18 protein-coding genes are annotated in these 18,888 nt (G+C 43.6%); 10 read left to right on the forward strand and 8 right to left on the reverse strand.

Annotation, left to right across the window (positions count from 1 at the left end):
- The first annotated feature begins 3 nt into the window (after positions 1 to 3).
- Positions 4 to 663, forward strand: coding sequence for a ComF family protein (locus OS173_RS06200; protein ID WP_267183406.1), 660 nt, complete (start codon positions 4 to 6; stop codon positions 661 to 663).
- A gap of 7 nt (positions 664 to 670) precedes the next feature.
- Here OS173_RS06200 and OS173_RS06205 read toward each other — a convergent pair whose 3' ends face one another.
- Genes OS173_RS06205 through putA form a run of 8 tightly spaced genes read right to left on the reverse strand, consistent with a single transcriptional unit; the run spans position 671 to position 11,339 of the window.
- Positions 671 to 2,122: a TrkH family potassium uptake protein gene (locus tag OS173_RS06205; protein WP_267183407.1), complete on the reverse strand. Its 1,452-nt coding sequence runs from the start codon at positions 2,120 to 2,122 to the stop codon at positions 671 to 673.
- Positions 2,123 to 2,125: 3 nt separating this feature from the next.
- Positions 2,126 to 3,502 carry a Trk system potassium transporter TrkA gene (trkA, locus tag OS173_RS06210; protein ID WP_267183408.1) on the reverse strand — a complete coding sequence of 459 codons (1,377 nt, stop codon included), beginning with the start codon at positions 3,500 to 3,502 and terminating at the stop codon, positions 2,126 to 2,128.
- Positions 3,499 to 4,812, reverse strand: a complete 1,314-nt coding sequence (locus OS173_RS06215; protein ID WP_267183409.1) for a sigma-54-dependent transcriptional regulator — start codon at positions 4,810 to 4,812, stop codon at positions 3,499 to 3,501. Before OS173_RS06215 ends, trkA begins: the two co-directional genes overlap by 4 nt.
- Entirely contained in the window at positions 4,809 to 5,135 is a 327-nt protein-coding gene (locus OS173_RS06220; protein WP_267183410.1) for a DUF1820 family protein, read from the reverse strand. Before OS173_RS06220 ends, OS173_RS06215 begins: the two co-directional genes overlap by 4 nt.
- 24 nt (positions 5,136 to 5,159) lie before the next feature.
- On the reverse strand, positions 5,160 to 5,738 hold the full coding sequence (locus OS173_RS06225; protein WP_267183411.1) for a rhomboid family intramembrane serine protease: 579 nt from the start codon (positions 5,736 to 5,738) through the stop codon (positions 5,160 to 5,162).
- A gap of 50 nt (positions 5,739 to 5,788) precedes the next feature.
- Positions 5,789 to 6,637: a general secretion pathway protein GspB gene (locus tag OS173_RS06230; RefSeq protein ID WP_267183412.1), complete on the reverse strand. Its 849-nt coding sequence runs from the start codon at positions 6,635 to 6,637 to the stop codon at positions 5,789 to 5,791.
- A gap of 4 nt (positions 6,638 to 6,641) precedes the next feature.
- Entirely contained in the window at positions 6,642 to 8,219 is a 1,578-nt protein-coding gene (locus OS173_RS06235) for an AAA family ATPase (protein WP_267183413.1), read from the reverse strand.
- A gap of 9 nt (positions 8,220 to 8,228) precedes the next feature.
- Positions 8,229 to 11,339 (reverse strand): bifunctional proline dehydrogenase/L-glutamate gamma-semialdehyde dehydrogenase PutA, encoded by a 3,111-nt coding sequence (gene putA / locus OS173_RS06240; protein ID WP_267183414.1) that lies wholly within the window; start codon positions 11,337 to 11,339, stop codon positions 8,229 to 8,231.
- 443 nt (positions 11,340 to 11,782) lie between these two features.
- Here putA and coxB point away from each other — a divergent pair, with 443 nt between their 5' ends.
- From coxB to OS173_RS06285, 9 genes are read left to right on the forward strand one after another with little or no spacing between them, the layout of a single operon-like run.
- On the forward strand, positions 11,783 to 13,117 hold the full coding sequence (gene coxB, locus OS173_RS06245; RefSeq protein WP_267183415.1) for a cytochrome c oxidase subunit II: 1,335 nt from the start codon (positions 11,783 to 11,785) through the stop codon (positions 13,115 to 13,117).
- A 16-nt stretch (positions 13,118 to 13,133) separates the two neighbouring features.
- Complete coding sequence (gene ctaD / locus OS173_RS06250) at positions 13,134 to 14,744, forward strand: cytochrome c oxidase subunit I (protein ID WP_267183416.1); 1,611 nt, start codon at positions 13,134 to 13,136, stop codon at positions 14,742 to 14,744.
- Complete coding sequence (locus tag OS173_RS06255; protein ID WP_267183417.1) at positions 14,744 to 14,875, forward strand: hypothetical protein; 132 nt, start codon at positions 14,744 to 14,746, stop codon at positions 14,873 to 14,875. The genes ctaD and OS173_RS06255 overlap by 1 nt, the downstream gene beginning before the upstream one ends.
- Positions 14,868 to 15,449 carry a cytochrome c oxidase assembly protein gene (locus tag OS173_RS06260; RefSeq protein ID WP_267183418.1) on the forward strand — a complete coding sequence of 194 codons (582 nt, stop codon included), beginning with the start codon at positions 14,868 to 14,870 and terminating at the stop codon, positions 15,447 to 15,449. Before OS173_RS06255 ends, OS173_RS06260 begins: the two co-directional genes overlap by 8 nt.
- 39 nt (positions 15,450 to 15,488) lie before the next feature.
- Positions 15,489 to 16,367, forward strand: coding sequence for a cytochrome c oxidase subunit 3 (locus tag OS173_RS06265; protein WP_267183419.1), 879 nt, complete (start codon positions 15,489 to 15,491; stop codon positions 16,365 to 16,367).
- A gap of 55 nt (positions 16,368 to 16,422) precedes the next feature.
- Positions 16,423 to 16,638 (forward strand): twin transmembrane helix small protein, encoded by a 216-nt coding sequence (locus OS173_RS06270; protein ID WP_267183420.1) that lies wholly within the window; start codon positions 16,423 to 16,425, stop codon positions 16,636 to 16,638.
- Positions 16,639 to 16,642: 4 nt separating this feature from the next.
- Entirely contained in the window at positions 16,643 to 17,356 is a 714-nt protein-coding gene (locus tag OS173_RS06275; RefSeq protein WP_267183421.1) for an SURF1 family protein, read from the forward strand.
- Positions 17,340 to 17,903, forward strand: coding sequence for a hypothetical protein (locus tag OS173_RS06280; protein WP_267183422.1), 564 nt, complete (start codon positions 17,340 to 17,342; stop codon positions 17,901 to 17,903). The genes OS173_RS06275 and OS173_RS06280 overlap by 17 nt, the downstream gene beginning before the upstream one ends.
- 2 nt (positions 17,904 to 17,905) lie before the next feature.
- A complete protein-coding gene (locus tag OS173_RS06285) occupies positions 17,906 to 18,886 on the forward strand; it encodes a COX15/CtaA family protein (protein ID WP_267183423.1) in 981 nt (326 codons plus the stop codon).
- Positions 18,887 to 18,888: the final 2 nt, after the last annotated feature.

The following is an 18,888-nucleotide window of genomic DNA, read 5'->3' on the forward strand; positions in this document are numbered from 1 at the left end:
GTCATGAGTCGCTGTGTTGTCTGTCATTGCCATACTCAAACCCTGTTATGTAAGGAATGTCAGACGTTGATTAAGCCACCGGAATATGGCTGTCAACAATGTGCTAAACCAATGCCCAAAGCCAATCATCATGGCACTTTACGCTGCCCAGATTGTCGTAAAGCACCACCGGCTTTTAATCATATTAAGTGTGCGGGAATTTATCAGCCACCGGGTAGTGACTGGGTGATGGCTTTGAAATTTTCCGGTCATTTGCATTGGGCCCGTGCCATGGCGGAATTATTACAGCCGGTGATAAAAGACATTGCGGTTGATTGGCCGTTAATGGCGATGCCATTACATCGCCGTCGCTTACGAACACGGGGATACAACCAAGCCTTTGAAATGACTCGATTATTGGCTGGTTTTAGTGGCCGTCAAGTCTTAACAAATGTCCTTGAGCGTAACAAATACACCGCCATGCAGGCGACCTTACCTGAAAAACAACGACGTGCAAATGTTCGCGATGCTTTTACTGTAAAACACAATGATTTACCACAATCTGTTTTGTTAGTGGATGATGTATTGACCACCGGTCAAACTTTATCCGCAGCCGCGGCCAGTTTGAAAAAAGCGGGCGTCGATCAGGTCTATGGCGTGGTGTTTTTGCGATCGGCCGGTTAGGCTGTGTTTAATATTCCCAATAGCTTGGAATCATTAAGATAAATAAGGTAAACAATTCCAGCCGGCCAAATACCATGGCCAAAGACAGTACCCATTTTGCACCATCATGTACTTCAGCATAATGGGGTCCGGCATCACCCAATGCCGGACCCAGATTGGTGAGTGCAGATAATGAAGCAGAAAAGGATGTCACGATGTCCTCGCCAAACATAGAAAGTAATAAGGTAAAAACAATCAGCAAAAATAAAAACTGGACAAAAAAGGCTGAAATTGAGTCAAGTACTCGGTAATTAACCGTTTTGCCATTAACCTTAATCAGGAATTTGCCATGAGGATGAATCAAACGATACAGCTCACGCATACTCATTTTAAACAGAAGAATAATACGAATTACTTTAATGCCACCGGCAGTGGAACCGGCACAACCGCCGACACTGGCGAACATCATCAACATAATCGGTAAAGCCGCCGGCCACAAGTAAAAGCTTTCAGTTGTAAATCCAGTGGTGGTACCAATGGAGACTGCTTGAAAAGTACCCTCCCGCAACGACTCAAATAAGGTTGTTGTGGTGCCGGTCATGTAGAGTTGTACTGCTGTTAATAAGGAAGCACCGGCTAAAAAAGCCAAAAACACTTTGACTTCGGTATTGGTCATATAGGTTTTAATGGATGCACTTTTCCAGGCCACAAAATGCGAAGCAAAATTAATACCCGCAATTGCCATAAAGAAGACCGCCAACATTTCCAATAAGGCATTGTTAAAATGACCAAATGAGGCATCATAAGGGGAAAATCCGCCAATGGATATGGTGCTAAAAGCATGACAAATGGCATCAAACATATTCATGCCTGCCATGTAGTAACTAATGATACACATGACTGTAATGCCTAAATAAATGTACCACAAGGCTTTGGCTGTTTCGGTAATCCGTGGTGTTAACTTTTGATCTTTCATCGGCCCCGGAATTTCAGCCTTAAAGATTTGCATACCACCAATGCGTAACATCGGCAGTACCGCCACCGCTAATACAATAATACCCATACCGCCAAACCACTGTAATTGTTGCCGATAAAACTTTAGGGCATGGGGCAAGTTATTGATGTCAGTCAGTATGGTGGCGCCGGTGGTGGTTAAGCCGGAAATGGACTCAAACACCGAATCGGTTAACGACAACTCCGGATTGTGCGATAAATACAAGGGTAAAGCACCGGCCAAACCGACAATAATCCATGAAGCCGCTGCCACCAGAAAGCCACTGCGAATACTTAAATTAGCCGTATATTTGCGGTTGGGTAAAAACAACACACCACCAATCACAACTAATGCGGCAAAACCCTCAATAAAGGGCCAGATATCACCATCTTGATATATCAAGCCCACCAAAACCGGTGGCAACATCATTAAACTGCACATCAGTAATAGAATGCCGATTATCTTTTGTACGATGGCAGCGTTCATAATTTATAAGTAAGAGGCATCCACTTCAAAAAGAATTTTTAGATCATTAATATTCTTGGTGTTGGTCACAAAAATAATCAGGTGGTCGGCATTTTTAATCACTTCTTGCTGGTGCGCCATCAGCACCTCTCCGTCACGAATAATGCCGCCAATGGCGCAGCCGGCGGGTAACATGAGGTTTTTGATTTTATGGCCGATGACATTCGATGTGGCGCTGTCACCGGCGACTTTGATTTCCAATGCTTCGGCTGCACCATCGAGCAATGAATGAACTCGTGCGGTAAAATCACCCCGTACATGGGCGAGAATGCCGCCAATGGTGATGTGTTGTGGAGAAATAACGATATCAATGGTATCTTTTTCAATCAGCTCAGAATAATTACTTTTATTTATTAGGGTAATGACTTTTTTGGCACCCATTTTTTTAGCCAATAAAGCTGATAATAAATTTGAATGGTCATCATTGGTCAAAGCACAAAAAATATCGGTACCGGCAATGTTCTCCTCTCGCAAAAGACTTTCAGAAGTACAGTCACCGCGAATCACCAGGGCTTTATTCAATTCTTCGGCAATATGGGCGGAACGTTCTTTGCCGTATTCAATGACTTTGACAGAATGTTCTTGTTCTAAAGCTTTGGCTAAATTGAAACCCACATGGCCGCCTCCGGCAATCATAATTTTATAATTTGGTCGGGTGGTTTTATGCCAGGCCTCCATGATTTTACGGATGTGTTTTTTGGCGGCCAGAATGAACACCAAATCACCCAGGCGTAAAACAGTATCACCCACCGGTTCAATGGCTTTACCGTCTCGAAACAATGCCGCCACCCGGGCATCCGCACCTTCCGGCAGCAGTGTATGAAATTCGCGCAGTTGTTGATCAAGTAAAGGGCCATTTTTGACCACTTCAATGGTCACCAATTTGGCTCGGCCTTGAGCAAACTCCATGACTTGTAAAGCGCCTTCATATTCAATCAGGCCATATATGTGTTTTGTGACGAGTTGTTCCGGAGAAATGTGAAAATCAATGGGTACATGTTCATGTTCGAACATTTCCGGGTGATTGGCATATTCGGCTTCGCGGATACGGGCAATTTTTGTGGGTGTATTAAATAAGCTGTAACAAACCTGACAAGCCACCATATTGACTTCATCGGAACTGGTTAAAGCCACCACCATATCTGCATCAGCGGCACCGGCGCGGATTAATACCGAAGGATGGGAAGCGAAACCATGCACTGTTCTGATATCCATATCCTGTTGCAATTCATTGAGCAAATTAATATCAACATCAACCACGGAGATGTCATTGTTTTCTTTTTCTAAATGCTTAGCAATCGATGAACCGACCTGGCCGGCACCGAGTATGATAATTTTCATGATGAACTGATGTTCTTAGGATTAATGTCTAAAGCGCGTAATTTGCGGTATAGATTGGTGCGCTCCATGCCGGATATTTTGGCTAAATCGCCCACTTTACCGTCGACTTTCTGTAAGTGATAGAGTAAATAATCGCGTTCAAATTCTTCTCGGGCTTCGCGCAATTCTAAATCATATCGGGTTTGGTGGGAACTGCTGTTGAGTAATTGTTGATTCTGCTCAATAAAGGATTCCACCTCTGATTGTTGGATTTCGGTTTCTCCACCGGCTAATTGCAGTTGTCTGACCAGGTTTTTTAATTCTCTTAAGTTACCCGGCCATTCATAGTGACGCAAGTAGTTTTGTGCGGCCACCGATAATTTACGGTAAGGGGTTTGCTCGATGTCGGGTAGATGATTAACATAAAAATTTAATAGTTCCGGCACATCTTCTGAGCGTTGCTGTAGCGGTGGTAAATAGATGACAAACTCAGCCAAGCAATCGTATAAATCACGGCTAAAATCACCTTGTTCAATCAGTAAGGTTAAGTCTTGTTGGCTGGTGGTTAAAACCTGCGTTCGATTGTGTTGGTGGGTCTTTTGCCATTGTTTTAATCGGCTTAATAGCTTTTGTTGTAAAGGACCGGTTAAACAATCAATATTGGCAATGACACAACTGCTGGCCGAGTCCGGTCTGTGTTGTGCTAAGGCGGCATCCATGTTGTCCTCATCTAAGCTTAAGCTATCTAACAGCGTGACAGATTTATTGTGATGACGGTGATGGTGTATTAATAAAGCTGTGGTGGATTTGCCGGTGCCGGCATCGCCGTAAAGCAAAACGTTGTGTTGAGTTTTGGCTAATTTTTTAAGGGTTTCCCGTAATGCCACAGCGGCTTTTGAGTTACCCACCGGATCCATCATTTGCCATTGAGGTTGTTGTGATTGCAGGTTTTTAACTTGCTGGTGTTGCTTGAGTGTGGTTTCGATGGTCTGTAATAGTTTGGCCAGTGAAATGGGTTTTTCAACAAAGTCAGCGGCCCCCATTTTTGTGGCTTCAATGGCTGTTTCAATGGTACCGTGGCCTGACATCATGACAACGGCAAAAGGCATGGCACCGCTTTCATGCCATTTTTTTAATAAGGTGATGCCATCCATTTCCGGCATCCAAATATCCAGTAACACCAGATCAGGGGTGCTGGCTTTGATTTTTTTTAGGGCATCGTGACCATTGGTTGCCGTGGTTACGCGGTAATCCTCATCTGCTAATATGTCAGAAATTAATTCCCGAATATCAGGCTCATCATCGACAATCAGTATATTGGCTTGAGTCATTTCGGTGAACCTTTACCAAATGGAACGGCACTCATCATTTCATTGTTGTGTAGGCGTTTAATGCGACAGGTTTTTTTCTGTTTAACCTGCTCTATTCGCACCACGTGATGTTGCGGGATGTGTAACACCTCGACATCTTTAAACTCAGCTTTTAGTTGTTCCTCCACCGGGTCAATGACCACTCCGGCAGCCACATCAAACACCAAATCACTGAGCGAAATAAAACCGAACAGATCTTCACTGTTGATGTATTTAGCATACAGTTCGAATAATTTATCTCGGTGATGAAAACTGACTCTGAATAAAGGTTGCTTTGTGCTCATTAGTCTCTCAAGTAAGCGGTGCTTCTATTTTACAAACCATGCCAACAAAAAACCAGCTGTAAAGCCGCTGAGGTGGCTCATCCATGCAATGTTATAGTGAATATTAGGCTGAAAGTGTAAAAGCAGTTGAAAACACAGCCAAAAGAAAATGATAACCGATAACGGCATAGAGGTCTTTTCTAAGTATAAACCAATGGGTATCACAAAGTTGATTTTTTTGCGCGGGAATAGCACCAGCCACAAACCAATTAAACCTGAAACAGCACCACTGGCACCTAAAAGAATGTGGTCCTGATTTTGCATGACCAAGGCCGCAGCGATGTTACCGACAATGCCCGAAGCCAAGAAAATAAATAAAAATTTTTGGGCGCCGATGACGCGTTCAATGGCGAAAGCCAATAACACGAATGCCGATACATTGATCAGCCAGTGTAACCAGTTACCGTGGAGAAAAAGAGCGGTAAACAATCGCAGTAGTTCCAATGGTTGACGTTGAATGTCCGGCCAGAATTCATTGGTGTGAATGGCATAATAATTAATCAAAGTTTGCTTGAGCTCAGTGGCTTCCATCATCACTAAAAATAGCACAAGAACCGCAAACATCAGCGCAGATATATACGGAACATAACGGGGTTTTAGATTGGAAAAGTTAATCACTTGAGCACGATAAAATCTCGGTTTTGGATGCGAAACACAACACCTGATTGGGTGATGTCTTGAATACTTAACAGTTCTTCGAAGGTGTCACCCACATGTACCGGAATACCATTAATGATGGCCATTCTGTTTTCAACCACAGGGTCATAAATATGCACGCTGAGTGTTAGTTTCGGTAGATCTTTGCGAATGGCAAAGGGTAATTCGAATAATTGCGGCATGCTATCGGCTGCTTTGCTGTTGTCTTTTTTGACTTCAGGTTGGTTGATGGCTTGTTTGTTTTTCATCGGGGTGGCATCAAGTTGCTGGTCGATTTGTTCCTGGACTTTTTCGTTGTTGGCAGCTGCACTGTCAATTTTTAGTTCGATGGTTTCTGTCTGCGGCGGTTTGTTGGCTGCAGTTGATGGTGCGTTTGGTTCATTGCTAAGAGCTGTTTTCTGTTCGGTCTGGGTGTCGGTCGTTGCGGGTGATTTTGCGGCAATTTGTGTGGCTTTTGTTTGTTGATTTTTAGCGGCTGTTAGCACCTGTTTAGGTGCCGGCTTGTTTAATTTTTTAGGCTGTTCATCGGCCGGTTTTTGGTTGCCTGAATCGACAATGGTGGTCGTTGATTGCTTTGTTTGTTGGTTGTTTTGTTGTGTGTTGCCAAAATACTGCCAGAAGCTGGTGGGTTTTTGCAGATAAACTGCAGCCACTAACATGATCAATATCACAAGGATGATATAAAAGCCAAGACGGCTGTTTTTTTTGTTGTCATGGTTTTTCAAATCCATGCGAATCTTATGTCCGTGGTTTTTTCTGGGACGATTGGCATCTGATTTTTTTAAGGCATCAATAATCGACGACATGTCACTACTCGTTTTTATCTGAGACCGCTGCGGTCTGTTGGTTTAATTGGGGACCGTCATAGGCTTTTAACGCCAATGCCATCTGGGTTTCACTGCCAATAATGCCGTCGGCATGTAAGCCGTTTTGTTGTTGAAAGTTTTTTATCCAAGGCGTTAAGTTTGCTTCACTAAGATCCGGTTGATTGCCCAGTATCTGCGCCACTGACAAAGCCCATTGTTGTTGTTCGGATATTGTACCATCAATGAGTGCCGGCGCGATGGGCCAAAGAACGCGATAGTGACCGAGCCAGTGCGCATTCAAATCTCGTTGGCTGAGTGTTTGTGGCCCCTGACGTGTGCTTATGGTGACGTGATGATCTGTCAAGCCTGTCAATAGCACGGCTGATTGGTTATTGAGTTGTAATATGACCGGCGTGTTAAGGGCTGCAATTTGGCTGAGATTACCTTGTTTGTGATAACAAGCCATGCCGGTTAAGGTTATATCCGGACAATCCAATTGCGGCCAAAACAGTCCCGTTTCTAGTTGCCATAATTTAAAATAACGTTGCCAACTCACATTCACCGGCGGTGCATCAATGGTTGTCACTTGTGTTGTTGCATCGGGTTTTGTTTCGGGCTTGGTTTGTGCGGTCTGCTCTGATGGGTATAAATACCAACCTGAAAGTACTGCTAAACCGATAAATAGAGTGAGTCCCAAAAACCGAAGGTACCAATGGCTGTTCGTGTGATTATGTAATTCTCGCTGAGCTTGTTGTATATGTCGAAAACGCACCCGCGGACTTTCTTGGGTATAGGCCACCAGTAATGCGCGATCGCATAATATGTTAATCAAGCGTGGAATGCCTTGGCTGTGCCTATAAACAGCATTTAAAGCCGGTTGCGTAAAAATTTCCCGGTGATGAACAAGTGGTTGTCGGGCGGTGGTGTTTTTGTTGTTGTCAGGCAAGCTGCTGACGGCCATGCGATGGCGAATGTATGCGTGGGTTTCTGGCCGGTTAAGTGGTTGTAAGTGAAATCGGGTGGTTATGCGTTGCGCCAATTGCCGTAAATCTTTACGGGCCATGGTGTCTTTTAATTCCGGTTGACCAATTAAAATGATTTGTAATAACTTTTGTTCAGCGGTTTCTAAGTTGGTCAGTAAGCGCAATTGCTCTAAAGTCGGTTGTGGCAAATTTTGAGCCTCGTCAATGATTATCAAGGCGTTTTCACCTTGTTCCCACCATTGTAATAGTTGCTCGTTAAGCCGATTTATCATGGCATCTAATTGTTTACCTGTGCCATGGGTAGAGAGACCAAACTCACGGAAAATAGCCACCAACAGTTCTTGTGCGGACTGGTTGGGATTAAGTATGAGTGCGGCATGGGTATCTTTTGGAAGTTGTTGCAGAAAAAGCCGCGATAGGGTGGTTTTGCCGGTGCCGACTTCGCCGGTTAGCTGAACGAAGCCGGCACCGCCACCCCGAGTTACGCCATAAACCAAATGTGCTAAGGACTCATTGTGTTTTTCACTTAAATAAACAAACGCGGGATCCGGCGTAATGGCGAAAGGAGGTTTGTTTAAATTAAAAAAGTCCAGATACATGTGGGCTATTTATTCGTCACTTAAAGCCAACAAATCGGCATTACCGCCAACGGCAGCTATGTTGTTGGTGATGGTTTTTTCGTGAACAAAGCGGTGTAGATAACCGGGGCCGCCGGCTTTTGGACCGGTGCCGGAAAGACCCATGCCGCCAAATGGGTGAACACCAACAACCGCTCCGGTCATATTGCGATTTATATAGCAGTTGCCGGCTTGTACTTTAGCGGCCACATACTCAATGGTATCGTCTATGCGTGAATGCACACCGGTGGTCAATCCGTAGCCGGTGCTGTTAATGTCATCAATCACTTTGTCGAGATCTTTGGATTGATAGCGAATAATGTGTAAAAAAGGACCGAATATTTCTTCTTTCAGCTGGTTAATGTTTTCAATTTCGACTGCTTGAGGACTGAAATAAAAACCATTTATATTCGGCAAATCAGGACTATTTAATGGTTTTCCGAGTTGTGCCATTCGCGTACGATGCGCTTCTAATGTATTGAGCGCAGACTCATCAATCAGTGGTCCGACATCGGTCGTAAAGTGTTTAGGGTGACCAACTTTTAATTGATTCATGGCCCCTTGCAGCATGGTAATAACTTTATCCGCCACATCAGCTTGTATGTAAAGTACTCGCAGCGCTGAACAGCGTTGGCCGGCGCTTAAAAAAGCGGAGCTGATGACATCTTTAACCAGTTGTTCAGGTAAGGTCGATGAGTCAGCAATCATGCAGTTTTGGCCACCGGTTTCGGCAATAAAAGTGGCGATTTCTCGGCTGTCTCGGTTAACCAGATTGCGATTGATAATTTGTGCGGTGGCTGTTGAGCCAGTAAATACGGCACCGTGAATGGCCGGATGTTGACACAGATAATTACCCACTAATTTGCCGGAACCCAAAGTTAACTGTAAGGCCTCAAAGGGGAAACCGGCTTCATGCATTAGCCGCACAACTTGATAAGCAATTAGATTAGTTTGTTCAGCCGGTTTGGTGATAACGCAGTTGCCTGTGACCAAAGCGGCAATCACTTGGCCGGTAAAAATAGCCAACGGAAAATTCCAGGGGCTGATGCAAACAAACACGCCTTTGCCCTGGTGTAGTAAATAATTACTCTCGCCTGTGGGTCCCGGCATTTTTATGCCTTGTCCGCACAGAGATAAAGCTTGTTGGCCATAATAACGACAGAAGTCCACGGCTTCTCGCAATTCAGAAATGGCATCCATTAAAGTTTTGCCGGCTTCATGGCGCAATAAATAAAGCAATTTATCCCGATTCGCCTCCAGTAAGTCAGCGGTTTTGAGTGCCGCTTGACACCTGTCAAGGGTGCTGCTGTCACGCCAAGCAGGAAAGAACGTTTGGGCAGTAGTGACTGCAGCCTCTAACCCTGATTCATCGGTGTGATAATAGTGTCCCACTTCTTTGTGCAAATCAGCAGGAGAAAATACTGGCAACTGATTACTGTTGGGGTTCTCTTCGCCATTGATAATAGAACATGCACTGAATGTCATTTCTTGTTGTGCTTCAATGTCGTTCTGTAGCTCTTCTAAGGTATTAATGTCATAAACATTGATGCCGGATGAATTGATGCGTTGTTCACCAAAAATATCTTTGGGCAAAGGTAATTGAGGGTGTTTGTGGATGGTTTGTTTGGCTATTTTTTCTATCGGATCTTGGGTGATGACATCAATACTGACTTTTAAATCAGTTAAACGATTCACAAATGAGGTGTTGGCACCATTTTCCAGTAATCTTCTAACCAAATATGGCAGTAAGTCTTGATGCGTACCAACGGGTGCATAAATTCGACAAGGACGGTTCAATCCGTCGCTGGCAATGGTTTGTTTGTGTAATGGCTGACCCATACCATGTAAGCGCTGAAATTCGTAACCGCCTTTGTCGCCGGCCATGGTATAAATGGCGGCCACTGTATTGGCATTATGGGTGGCAAATTGCGGATAAAATTTATCGCGGTTGTCCAGTAAATAAAGCGCACAGGCTAAGTAAGACAAATCGGTATTGGGTTTACGGGTAAATACCGGATAATGGCTTAAACCTTGTTCTTGTGCTCGTTTGATTTCGGTGTCCCAATAAGCGCCTTTAACTAATCGCAGCGGAATTAGCCGTTGGTGCTTGTCATAGAGTTGGGACAAGAGTTTAAGCACGTCTAAAGACCTTTTTTGATAGGCTTGAACCACAATGCCAAAGCCATTGTAATCATTTAGCTGGGCATAAACATCCGCAAAAACTTTGAGTGACAATTCAAGTCGGTCAGCTTCTTCGGCATCGACCGTGACGGCTACATTTTGTGCTTTGGCTTGTTTCACTAAACTCAGTACTCTGGGTGCCAGTTCTGCCATGACACGCTCGGTGTTCGCCACCTCATAGCGCGGATGCAGCGCAGATAATTTAATTGAAATACTGGAGGCATCGTTAATATGGCGTTTTTTATTGGCCTCGGCAATGGCGTCAATGGAATCGGCGTAGGCCTTATAATAGCGATCAGCGTCCTCTTGTGTCAGCGCAGCTTCGCCGAGCATATCGTAAGAAAATCGATAGGCCTTAAAACCTTTGCTTCTGCCGCGCTTTAGTGCTTCTTTGATGGTTCGACCCATAACAAACTGCTTACCCATCATTTCCATGCCGCGTAATAAGCCGGTACGAATGACCGGCTCGCCGGTTTTGTTAATAAACTTATCCATGGCTTTGGACATGCCTTTCTTAGAGACATCAATATCTATGATGCGACCGGTCAGCATTAACCCCCAGGTAGATGCATTCACAAATAAGGAATCACTGCGTCCTAAGTGAGATTTCCAGTCAGCATCCAAGATTTTATCTTTAATGAGTTTGTCGGCGGTTGATTTATCGGGAATGCGCAGTAAAGCTTCCGCCAGACACATCAGTAAAATACCTTCTTTTGAAGATAAATCATACTCTTTCATAAAGGCGTCAATGCCGTCCATATCATCAATGTGGTCGCGCACTTCTGTGACCAAATCTGTGGCCAGTTGTTTAATTTTATGTTGTTTGCTTTGTATTGAGTCCGTTAACGATAACAGTTCTGCAACAACAATTTCTTCATCCGCTAAATAGGATTCACTGAGAGGAGAGGTATCGAAAGTCATGGGCAATCTGCTGTTGAATAGTTCAGGGCAGATTATAGTGGAATGTCTCTGTGACTTCATTCACTTTTGTTATTGTGGTTATTTTGTGACTAGAAAGAAGCGATTTAAGTGTTTTTGGCATGAATGTTGATAAGCGCGTATATTTACTGAGTGGCACAAAAAAACATCAGGATTGATGTGGAATTTTTTATTATAATTGCCTCGGTGAGTGACTAAATGAGCAAATAATTAGATTGAGATGCGGATATTTTTGTAGAGGAGTGTTAAAATTCCGTCATTAACCGACCAAGACAGCATTTTTCGCTTACCAAAGCGGATTGAGTTTTTAGATTTTTACATATTTAAAGACTTAATCGACTTAACTTACGGAATTGATTTGTAGGGACCTTTGTTTCAACAAGCTGGGTTATTGGTTTTTATTAAAAAATTAGGGTATCAATTGTATGATGAACAAAAAGACTAAAAAAGGCTTATTGGTCGGCAGTCTACTGGCGTCGACAGCAGCATCTGCTGAATATAAGTTGAATTTAACCAAAGGCGTCTCCGACTACAGTGCTCAAGTTTACGATATGCACATGCTGGTGCTTTGGATCTGTGTAGTAATTTGTCTCGGTGTCTTCGGTGCGATGTTTTATTCCATTATTGCGCATCGGAAATCCAAAGGTGTTGAACCGGCTAAGTTTTCGCACAGTACCACCATCGAAATTATTTGGACCGCAATTCCTGTCCTTATTTTGATTGCCATTGCTTTGCCTGCCACCAAAGGCATGATTCAAATGGATAGCCCTAAGGATGACAAAGGTGAGCCAGTTACCATGGATATGACGGTTAAAATTACCGGTTACCAATGGAAGTGGCGCTATGATTATTTAGAGGATGGTTTTGGCTTTTTAAGTACCTTAGCTGCTGACAGTAATATCGCCCGCCAAAAAGGCTCCGGCGTTGATGTCAGTACCGTTGATAACTATCTGTTAGAGGTTGATAAGCCATTGGTTATTCCGGCTAATACCAATATTCGCTTTTTGTTAACTTCCGATGATGTCATTCACTCTTGGTGGGTGCCTGATTTCGGTTGGAAGCGTGACGCCATTCCCGGCTACATTAATGAAGCATGGACCAATGTCAAAGAACCCGGTACTTATCGCGGACAATGTGCTGAGTTATGTGGTAAAGATCATGGTTATATGCCGATCGTGGTTGAGGTTTTAAGCAAATCTGATTACGCCAATTGGCTGGCTGAGCAAACGGGCGATACCGTGACAAATCAGCCTGCTTCGGTGGACACGCCACAAGCCACTGATGCCGTTGTCAATATGATTGAACAAAGTTCAGCGTCTGAAACGGCAGAGGCTATGGTTCAATCAGCAGCACAAGAATTGGTTGCCGATGATGACGCTGAACAAGCTGAAACTGAAGAAGTTGATGGTGAAAATGCGGCTGATGAAGCGCAACAAGCTGATGGCGAGTGGTCGATGGAACGTTTAATGGCACGCGGTGAAGAAGTTTATAACACCCAATGTTTGGCCTGTCATAAAATTGATGGTTCCGGTATGCCGCCGGCATTTCCGGCATTGGCAAACAGTGCTGTGGTAACCGGTGATATCGCGAAACAGATTGATACGGTTGTTAACGGTGTGCCGGGAACCGGCATGATGCCGTTTGGTAATATGTTGCCCGCTGAAGACATCGCGGCCACCATTACCTATACCCGTAACTCTTTTGGTAATGATGCCGGGGACCGGGTACAACCGGCCGACGTCGAAGCCGCCAAACAATAAACTCGAGGATTAAATTATGAGTCACGAAATTACACACGATGGTTTGACCCACGATCATAAACCCAAAGGATTTGTTAATCGTTGGTTATTGACCACCAATCACAAAGACATTGGCACCATGTACCTGGTGTTCGCTTTAGCGATGTTTATTCTTGGCGGTGCCATGGCAATGGTCATCCGCGCAGAATTGTTCCAGCCTGGTCTACAGTTTGTGGAGCCATTCTTCTTTAACCAGATGACCACCATGCACGCACTGTTTATGATTTTTGGTGCAGTGATGCCGGCATTTGTGGGTTTAGCTAACTGGATGGTGCCGATGATGATTGGTGCGCCGGATATGGCTTTGCCTCGGTTAAATAATTTTTCATTCTGGTTATTGCCATTTGCATTTGTGGTTTTAGCATCTACCTTCTTTATGGGTGGCGGTGCCCCGGCCGGTGGCTGGACCATGTATCCACCTTTGGTTCTTCAGGGCGGTCAAAATGTGGCATTTTTAGTGTTTGCCGTGCATTTGATGGGTATCTCATCAATTTTAGGCGCCATTAATATTATTGCCACCATTGTTAATATGCGAGCCCCTAATGTGGGTTACTTGAATATGCCGATGTTTGTCTGGACCTGGTTGATTACCGCTTTTTTATTGATTTTGGTGATGCCGGTACTGGCAGGTGCCGTAACCATGCTGCTAACTGACCGATATTTTGGTACCAGTTTCTTTAATGCCGCAGGTGGTGGTGATCCAGTGATGTTCCAACATATTTTCTGGTTCTTCGGTCACCCTGAGGTCTATATTATGATTTTACCGTCATTTGGTATTGTCTCTGAAATTATTCCGACCTTTGCGCGTAAACGTTTGTTCGGTTACGTGTCGATGGTGTATGCCACGGCGGCGATTGCCTTTTTATCCTTTATTGTTTGGGCGCATCACATGTTCTCAGTGGGTATGCCTTTGGGTGGTCAGCTCTATTTTATGTATGCCACGATGTTGATTGCGGTACCCACGGGGGTCAAGATTTTCAACTGGTTAGCGACTATGTGGCGTGGCGCCATGACCTTTGAAACGCCGATGTTGTTTTCCATTGCTTTTGTGGCATTGTTTTCAATTGGTGGTTTTTCGGGTGTGATGATGGCGCTGGCTCCGGTGGATTTACAATACCATGACACCTACTTTATTGTGGCGCATTTCCATTATGTTCTGGTTCCTGGATCAGTGTTTGCTATTATTGCGGCAGCTTACTACTGGTTACCTAAATGGACCGGCCACATGTATGACGAGCGCTTAGGTAAAATTCACTTTTGGTGGTCAGCAATTTCTGTGAACGTATTGTTCTTCCCGCAACATTTCTTAGGCTTAGCGGGTATGCCACGACGGATCCCTGATTACTCCACACAGTTTGCGGAATTTAATATGTGGTCAAGTATCGGCGGTTTCGCCTTTGGTTTGGCGCAAGTGTTCTTTGTTTATATTGTTATTAAAACCGTTCGCGGTGGCGTAAAAGCCACTGATCAAGTTTGGGATGATGCCAAAGGTTTGGAGTGGACTGTACCATCTCCGGCGCCACACCATACTTTTGAAGAATATAAGCCGGTTGATTTAAGTAAAATGGCACATGGTGATACCCACTAATGTCGTCAAAAAAGCAAAAAACACCTCAACAACGCAGAGGTATTAAAAAAACAGTCGCCATCTTAGGGGTGGTGACTGTTGCTTTATTTTTATGGTCTGTATATTTAGTGTTAAGCCAAGCCAATGTTTGATAGTGTTACAAATACCTTAAAAGCCTTATTAGCCATAGCTGTATTAATGGCCGGTTTTGCTTTTGTGTTGGTGCCTTTATATGATGTGGTTTGTGATATTACCGGATTAAATGGTAAAACCGGTGTCACCACCAACGCTGAAGTTGAGAGAAATCAACCAGCAGTTGATGATAACCGTACCGTAACCGTGCAGTTCGACGGTAACGTAAAAAGTGATTTGCCCTGGTCTTTTCGCCCCACTGAGTTTTCTATGGAAGTTCAATTGGGAAAGCTTTACCACACTGAATATTATGCAAAAAATACCGCGGCTGTTGAAATTATTGGTCAAGCGGTTCCCAGTGTTGCGCCGGCTAAAGCCTCAAAATACTTTAATAAAACAGAGTGTTTTTGTTTTACCGAGCAGTTATTACAGGCTGGTGAAGAAATGCAAATGCCACTGACTTTTATCATCAGTAGCGATTTGCCTAAAGATGTCAAATTAGTGACTTTGTCGTATACTTTTTTTAATAAATATCAAGTGCTTGATACTGCAGCATCGATCACAGATAGTCAAAACAATGAGACCTCTACATAAGTCTCACAATAATAGTTAAAATTTATCGGGTAGTGAGCCATGACAGAAATAAGTGAAAATCAATACTATGTTCCCCATAAAGCCAAGTGGCCAATTGTCGCGTGCGTGGGTTTATTCATCACCGTAATCGGTGCCAGTATTAAATTCAACAACCTTGATCTGGAGCCGACAACGCCGTGGTTGATGTATTTGGGCTTTGCAATTTTGATTGTGATGTTCTTCGGTTGGTTTGGAGAAGTCATTAAAGAAAGTGAAGATAATCTCTATAACAAACAGGTGGATGCTTCATTTCGAGCCGGCATGATCTGGTTTATTTTTTCAGAAGTGATGTTTTTTGCTTCTTTCTTTGGTGCTTTATTTTATGCCAGAACTTTTGCAGTGCCTTGGTTAGGCGGCGAGGGCACTAATTTAGCCACCAATGTTCAACTCTGGTCCGGTTATGAATCTGTGTGGCCAACCAACGGCCCTGGTGACTTAAATGGTCGTTTTGAAACCATCAGCGCCTTTTCTTTGCCTTTGGTAAACACATTGTTGCTGTTGACCAGTTCCATTACCATTACCATTGCACACCATGCTTTACGTGCCGGTGATCGTAAAAAAACCATTATCTGGATGATTGCGACAGTGTTGTTGGGTGCAACCTTCTTGTTTTATCAAGTGGAAGAGTACATAGAGGCATACCAACATTTGAATTTAACCTTGAAGTCCGGCATTTATGGTGCAACGTTCTTTATGTTAACCGGGTTTCATGGGATTCATGTAACGTTAGGTACTATTATGCTTGCCGTTATTACGGTTCGATTGATAAAAGGTCATTTTAAAGCAGATGACCATTTTGGTTTCGAAGCTGTCGCTTGGTACTGGCACTTTGTTGATGTGGTCTGGTTGGGCTTATTTATCTTTGTTTACGTTCTTTAGGACTTTATTCACAAGTTGCGCCGAAACGAAAGGTTTCGGCGCTTAAAATGCTGTTATGAAATACCTCATCGTTATTGTTTTCTTATTTATTATTTACAGCATGGGTTCTGCATTATTCTATCTGTCACGTGATAAAGGCCGAAGTAATAACACGGTGCGATTTTTAACCGTTCGCATCATCATGTCAGTGGCTTTATTTCTGTTTATTTTATTGGCCATGAAAATGGGATGGATTGTTCCACATGGGTTGCAGTTAAGCCCAACCGGTTAAACCAGTGGAACACGATTCCAAATTTCCTTGGGTATTTACCTTGTTATGGTTAGCCATTTTGTTGCTGATGATTTGGGCCGGCTTTTGGCAGCTGGGTCGAGCTCAGGAAAAAGACCAAATTCGCCAACAAATGCAGAATGGAAAAGTGCAATCACCCAAACAATTATCTGATTGGCAATCAGTTAAAGATTACCAGTCCATTCAGGTACGCGGTCAATATCACAACACCCATTTTTTACTGGCCAATCAATTCCACGAAGGGCAAGTTGGTTTTAATGTTTTAACTGCGTTTTTAACAAATGACAATATCTGGCTTTTGGTCAATCGCGGTTGGACAGCTTCACCCACTATCGACTTAACAATCGAGCAACAGGATACCGAACTTTCAGGTATGTTAGCGGCTTGGCCACGTCCGGGTGTGCAATTAGGTGAGCAAATTTTAAAAGACGTTGCACAGCAACAAGTCACATATTTACCACCGGCACAAACCCGAGTGTTTATGACACAACAGTTATGTCAACGTGACGAATGTCATGTATTGGATCGCGTGATCAAACTGGATGCGGCTGCCGAATATGGTTTTGTGAGAGATTGGCAAGCGCCAATGATGACTGCAGCCAGGCACCGTGCCTATGCATTTCAGTGGTTTATTATGTCATTGGCATTATGTTTTATTTATATTTATTTTTTACGAAAAAGCCATGCACCAAAAAAGTAAAAACAAACTGATTATTTTAATTATCTTTTTATTGTTCGCCATACCGGTACTGGTGGCGTATCTACTGGGATCAGGCCTGGTTGATTTTGAGCCTTCATCAACAAAAAATCATGGTTTGTTTATATCTCCGCCCATTAAGGTGGCAGACTATACAGAGGCTGATTGGGTGAATGAATTAACAGATCACTGGACCTTAATTTATCGCACTGCAGAGGTTTGTGATGAAGCATGTTTGAATTGGGAAAATAAGCTGCACCGGTACAACCTGACCCTGGCACAAAATGCTGATAAGTTAGAGTTAATGGTATTAGCAGAAGAATTTAACAACCGTGAAGAAGATCCCTACCAACACATTACAAAAGTAACCACCAAGGGTGAAAAAGTCTTAAATGATATGTTCAATGACTTATCAACACAGTCTTTGGGTTCCGGTAGTGGCTTGTATGTGGTGGCTCCGGAAGGTTATTTAATGATGGCATTTACTCGGGACAATAAGCCTGAAGATATAATAAAAGATCTCAAACTGCTGGTTAAAAGAAAAGGTTAATAATGAAATATAAACATTTAGCTTGGTTCGCTGTTTGGTTGGCACTTTGTGTGGTTGTTCTGGGTGCTTTCGTGCGTTTATCAGATGCGGGGTTAGGTTGTCCTGATTGGCCCGGTTGTTATGGCCACTTAACGTGGCCCACACAGGCAAGTGACATTGAAATTGCCAATCAAAACTTCCCTGAGCGAGCAGTGGAAGTGCATAAAGCTTGGAAAGAAGTGGTGCATCGAATTTTGGCCGGTGTTTTAGGTTTGCTGGTTTTGGGCTTATTCATCTGGGCTTTTCGAAAACGCCACCTGATGTCACCTAAATTACCTTTTATTATCGGTTTAGTGATTACGTTTCAAGCGGCATTGGGTATGTGGACCGTGACTTTAAAACTGCATCCGAGTATCGTTATGAGCCATTTGTTGGGTGGTTTGTTAACACTGTCACTTTTAACGTGGTTGGCTTGCCGTGAAACACCGGGTATTTCAGGTTATCGTTATGCCGGTCATGTGACCACAAAGATGGTTGCTGTTGGTTTGTTTTTGGTGGTTTTACAAATTGCCTTAGGTGGCTGGACCAGCGCCAATTACGCGGCTTTGGCGTGTACCGGCTTTCCGCAATGTAACGGACAATGGTGGCCAACCATGGATTTTGTTCAGGGGTTTAATTTGTTTCGGGAATTCGGTGTCAATTATGAGTTTGGGGTGAAAGACGGTCCTGCTCGAGTGGCGATTCAAATGACGCATCGCTTGGGTTTTGTGGTGGTGACTTTGTATTTATCATGGTTGATTTATCGCCTCACTAAAAATCGAGAATTATTACCGATGGCTGTTATTATTGGCTTGTTATTGGCACTACAAATTTCCTTGGGAATAATCAATGTAACCTTTATGTTGCCTTTGGTTGTGGCGGTCTTGCATAACGGTGTGGCGGCATTATTACTCGTCAGTTTGGTGTATCTGCTTTATAAAACCCGTAAAGCTTCCTATAATTAGTT

The organism is Marinicella gelatinilytica (assembly GCF_026410405.1).
Lineage (GTDB): Bacteria > Pseudomonadota > Gammaproteobacteria > Xanthomonadales > Marinicellaceae > Marinicella > Marinicella gelatinilytica.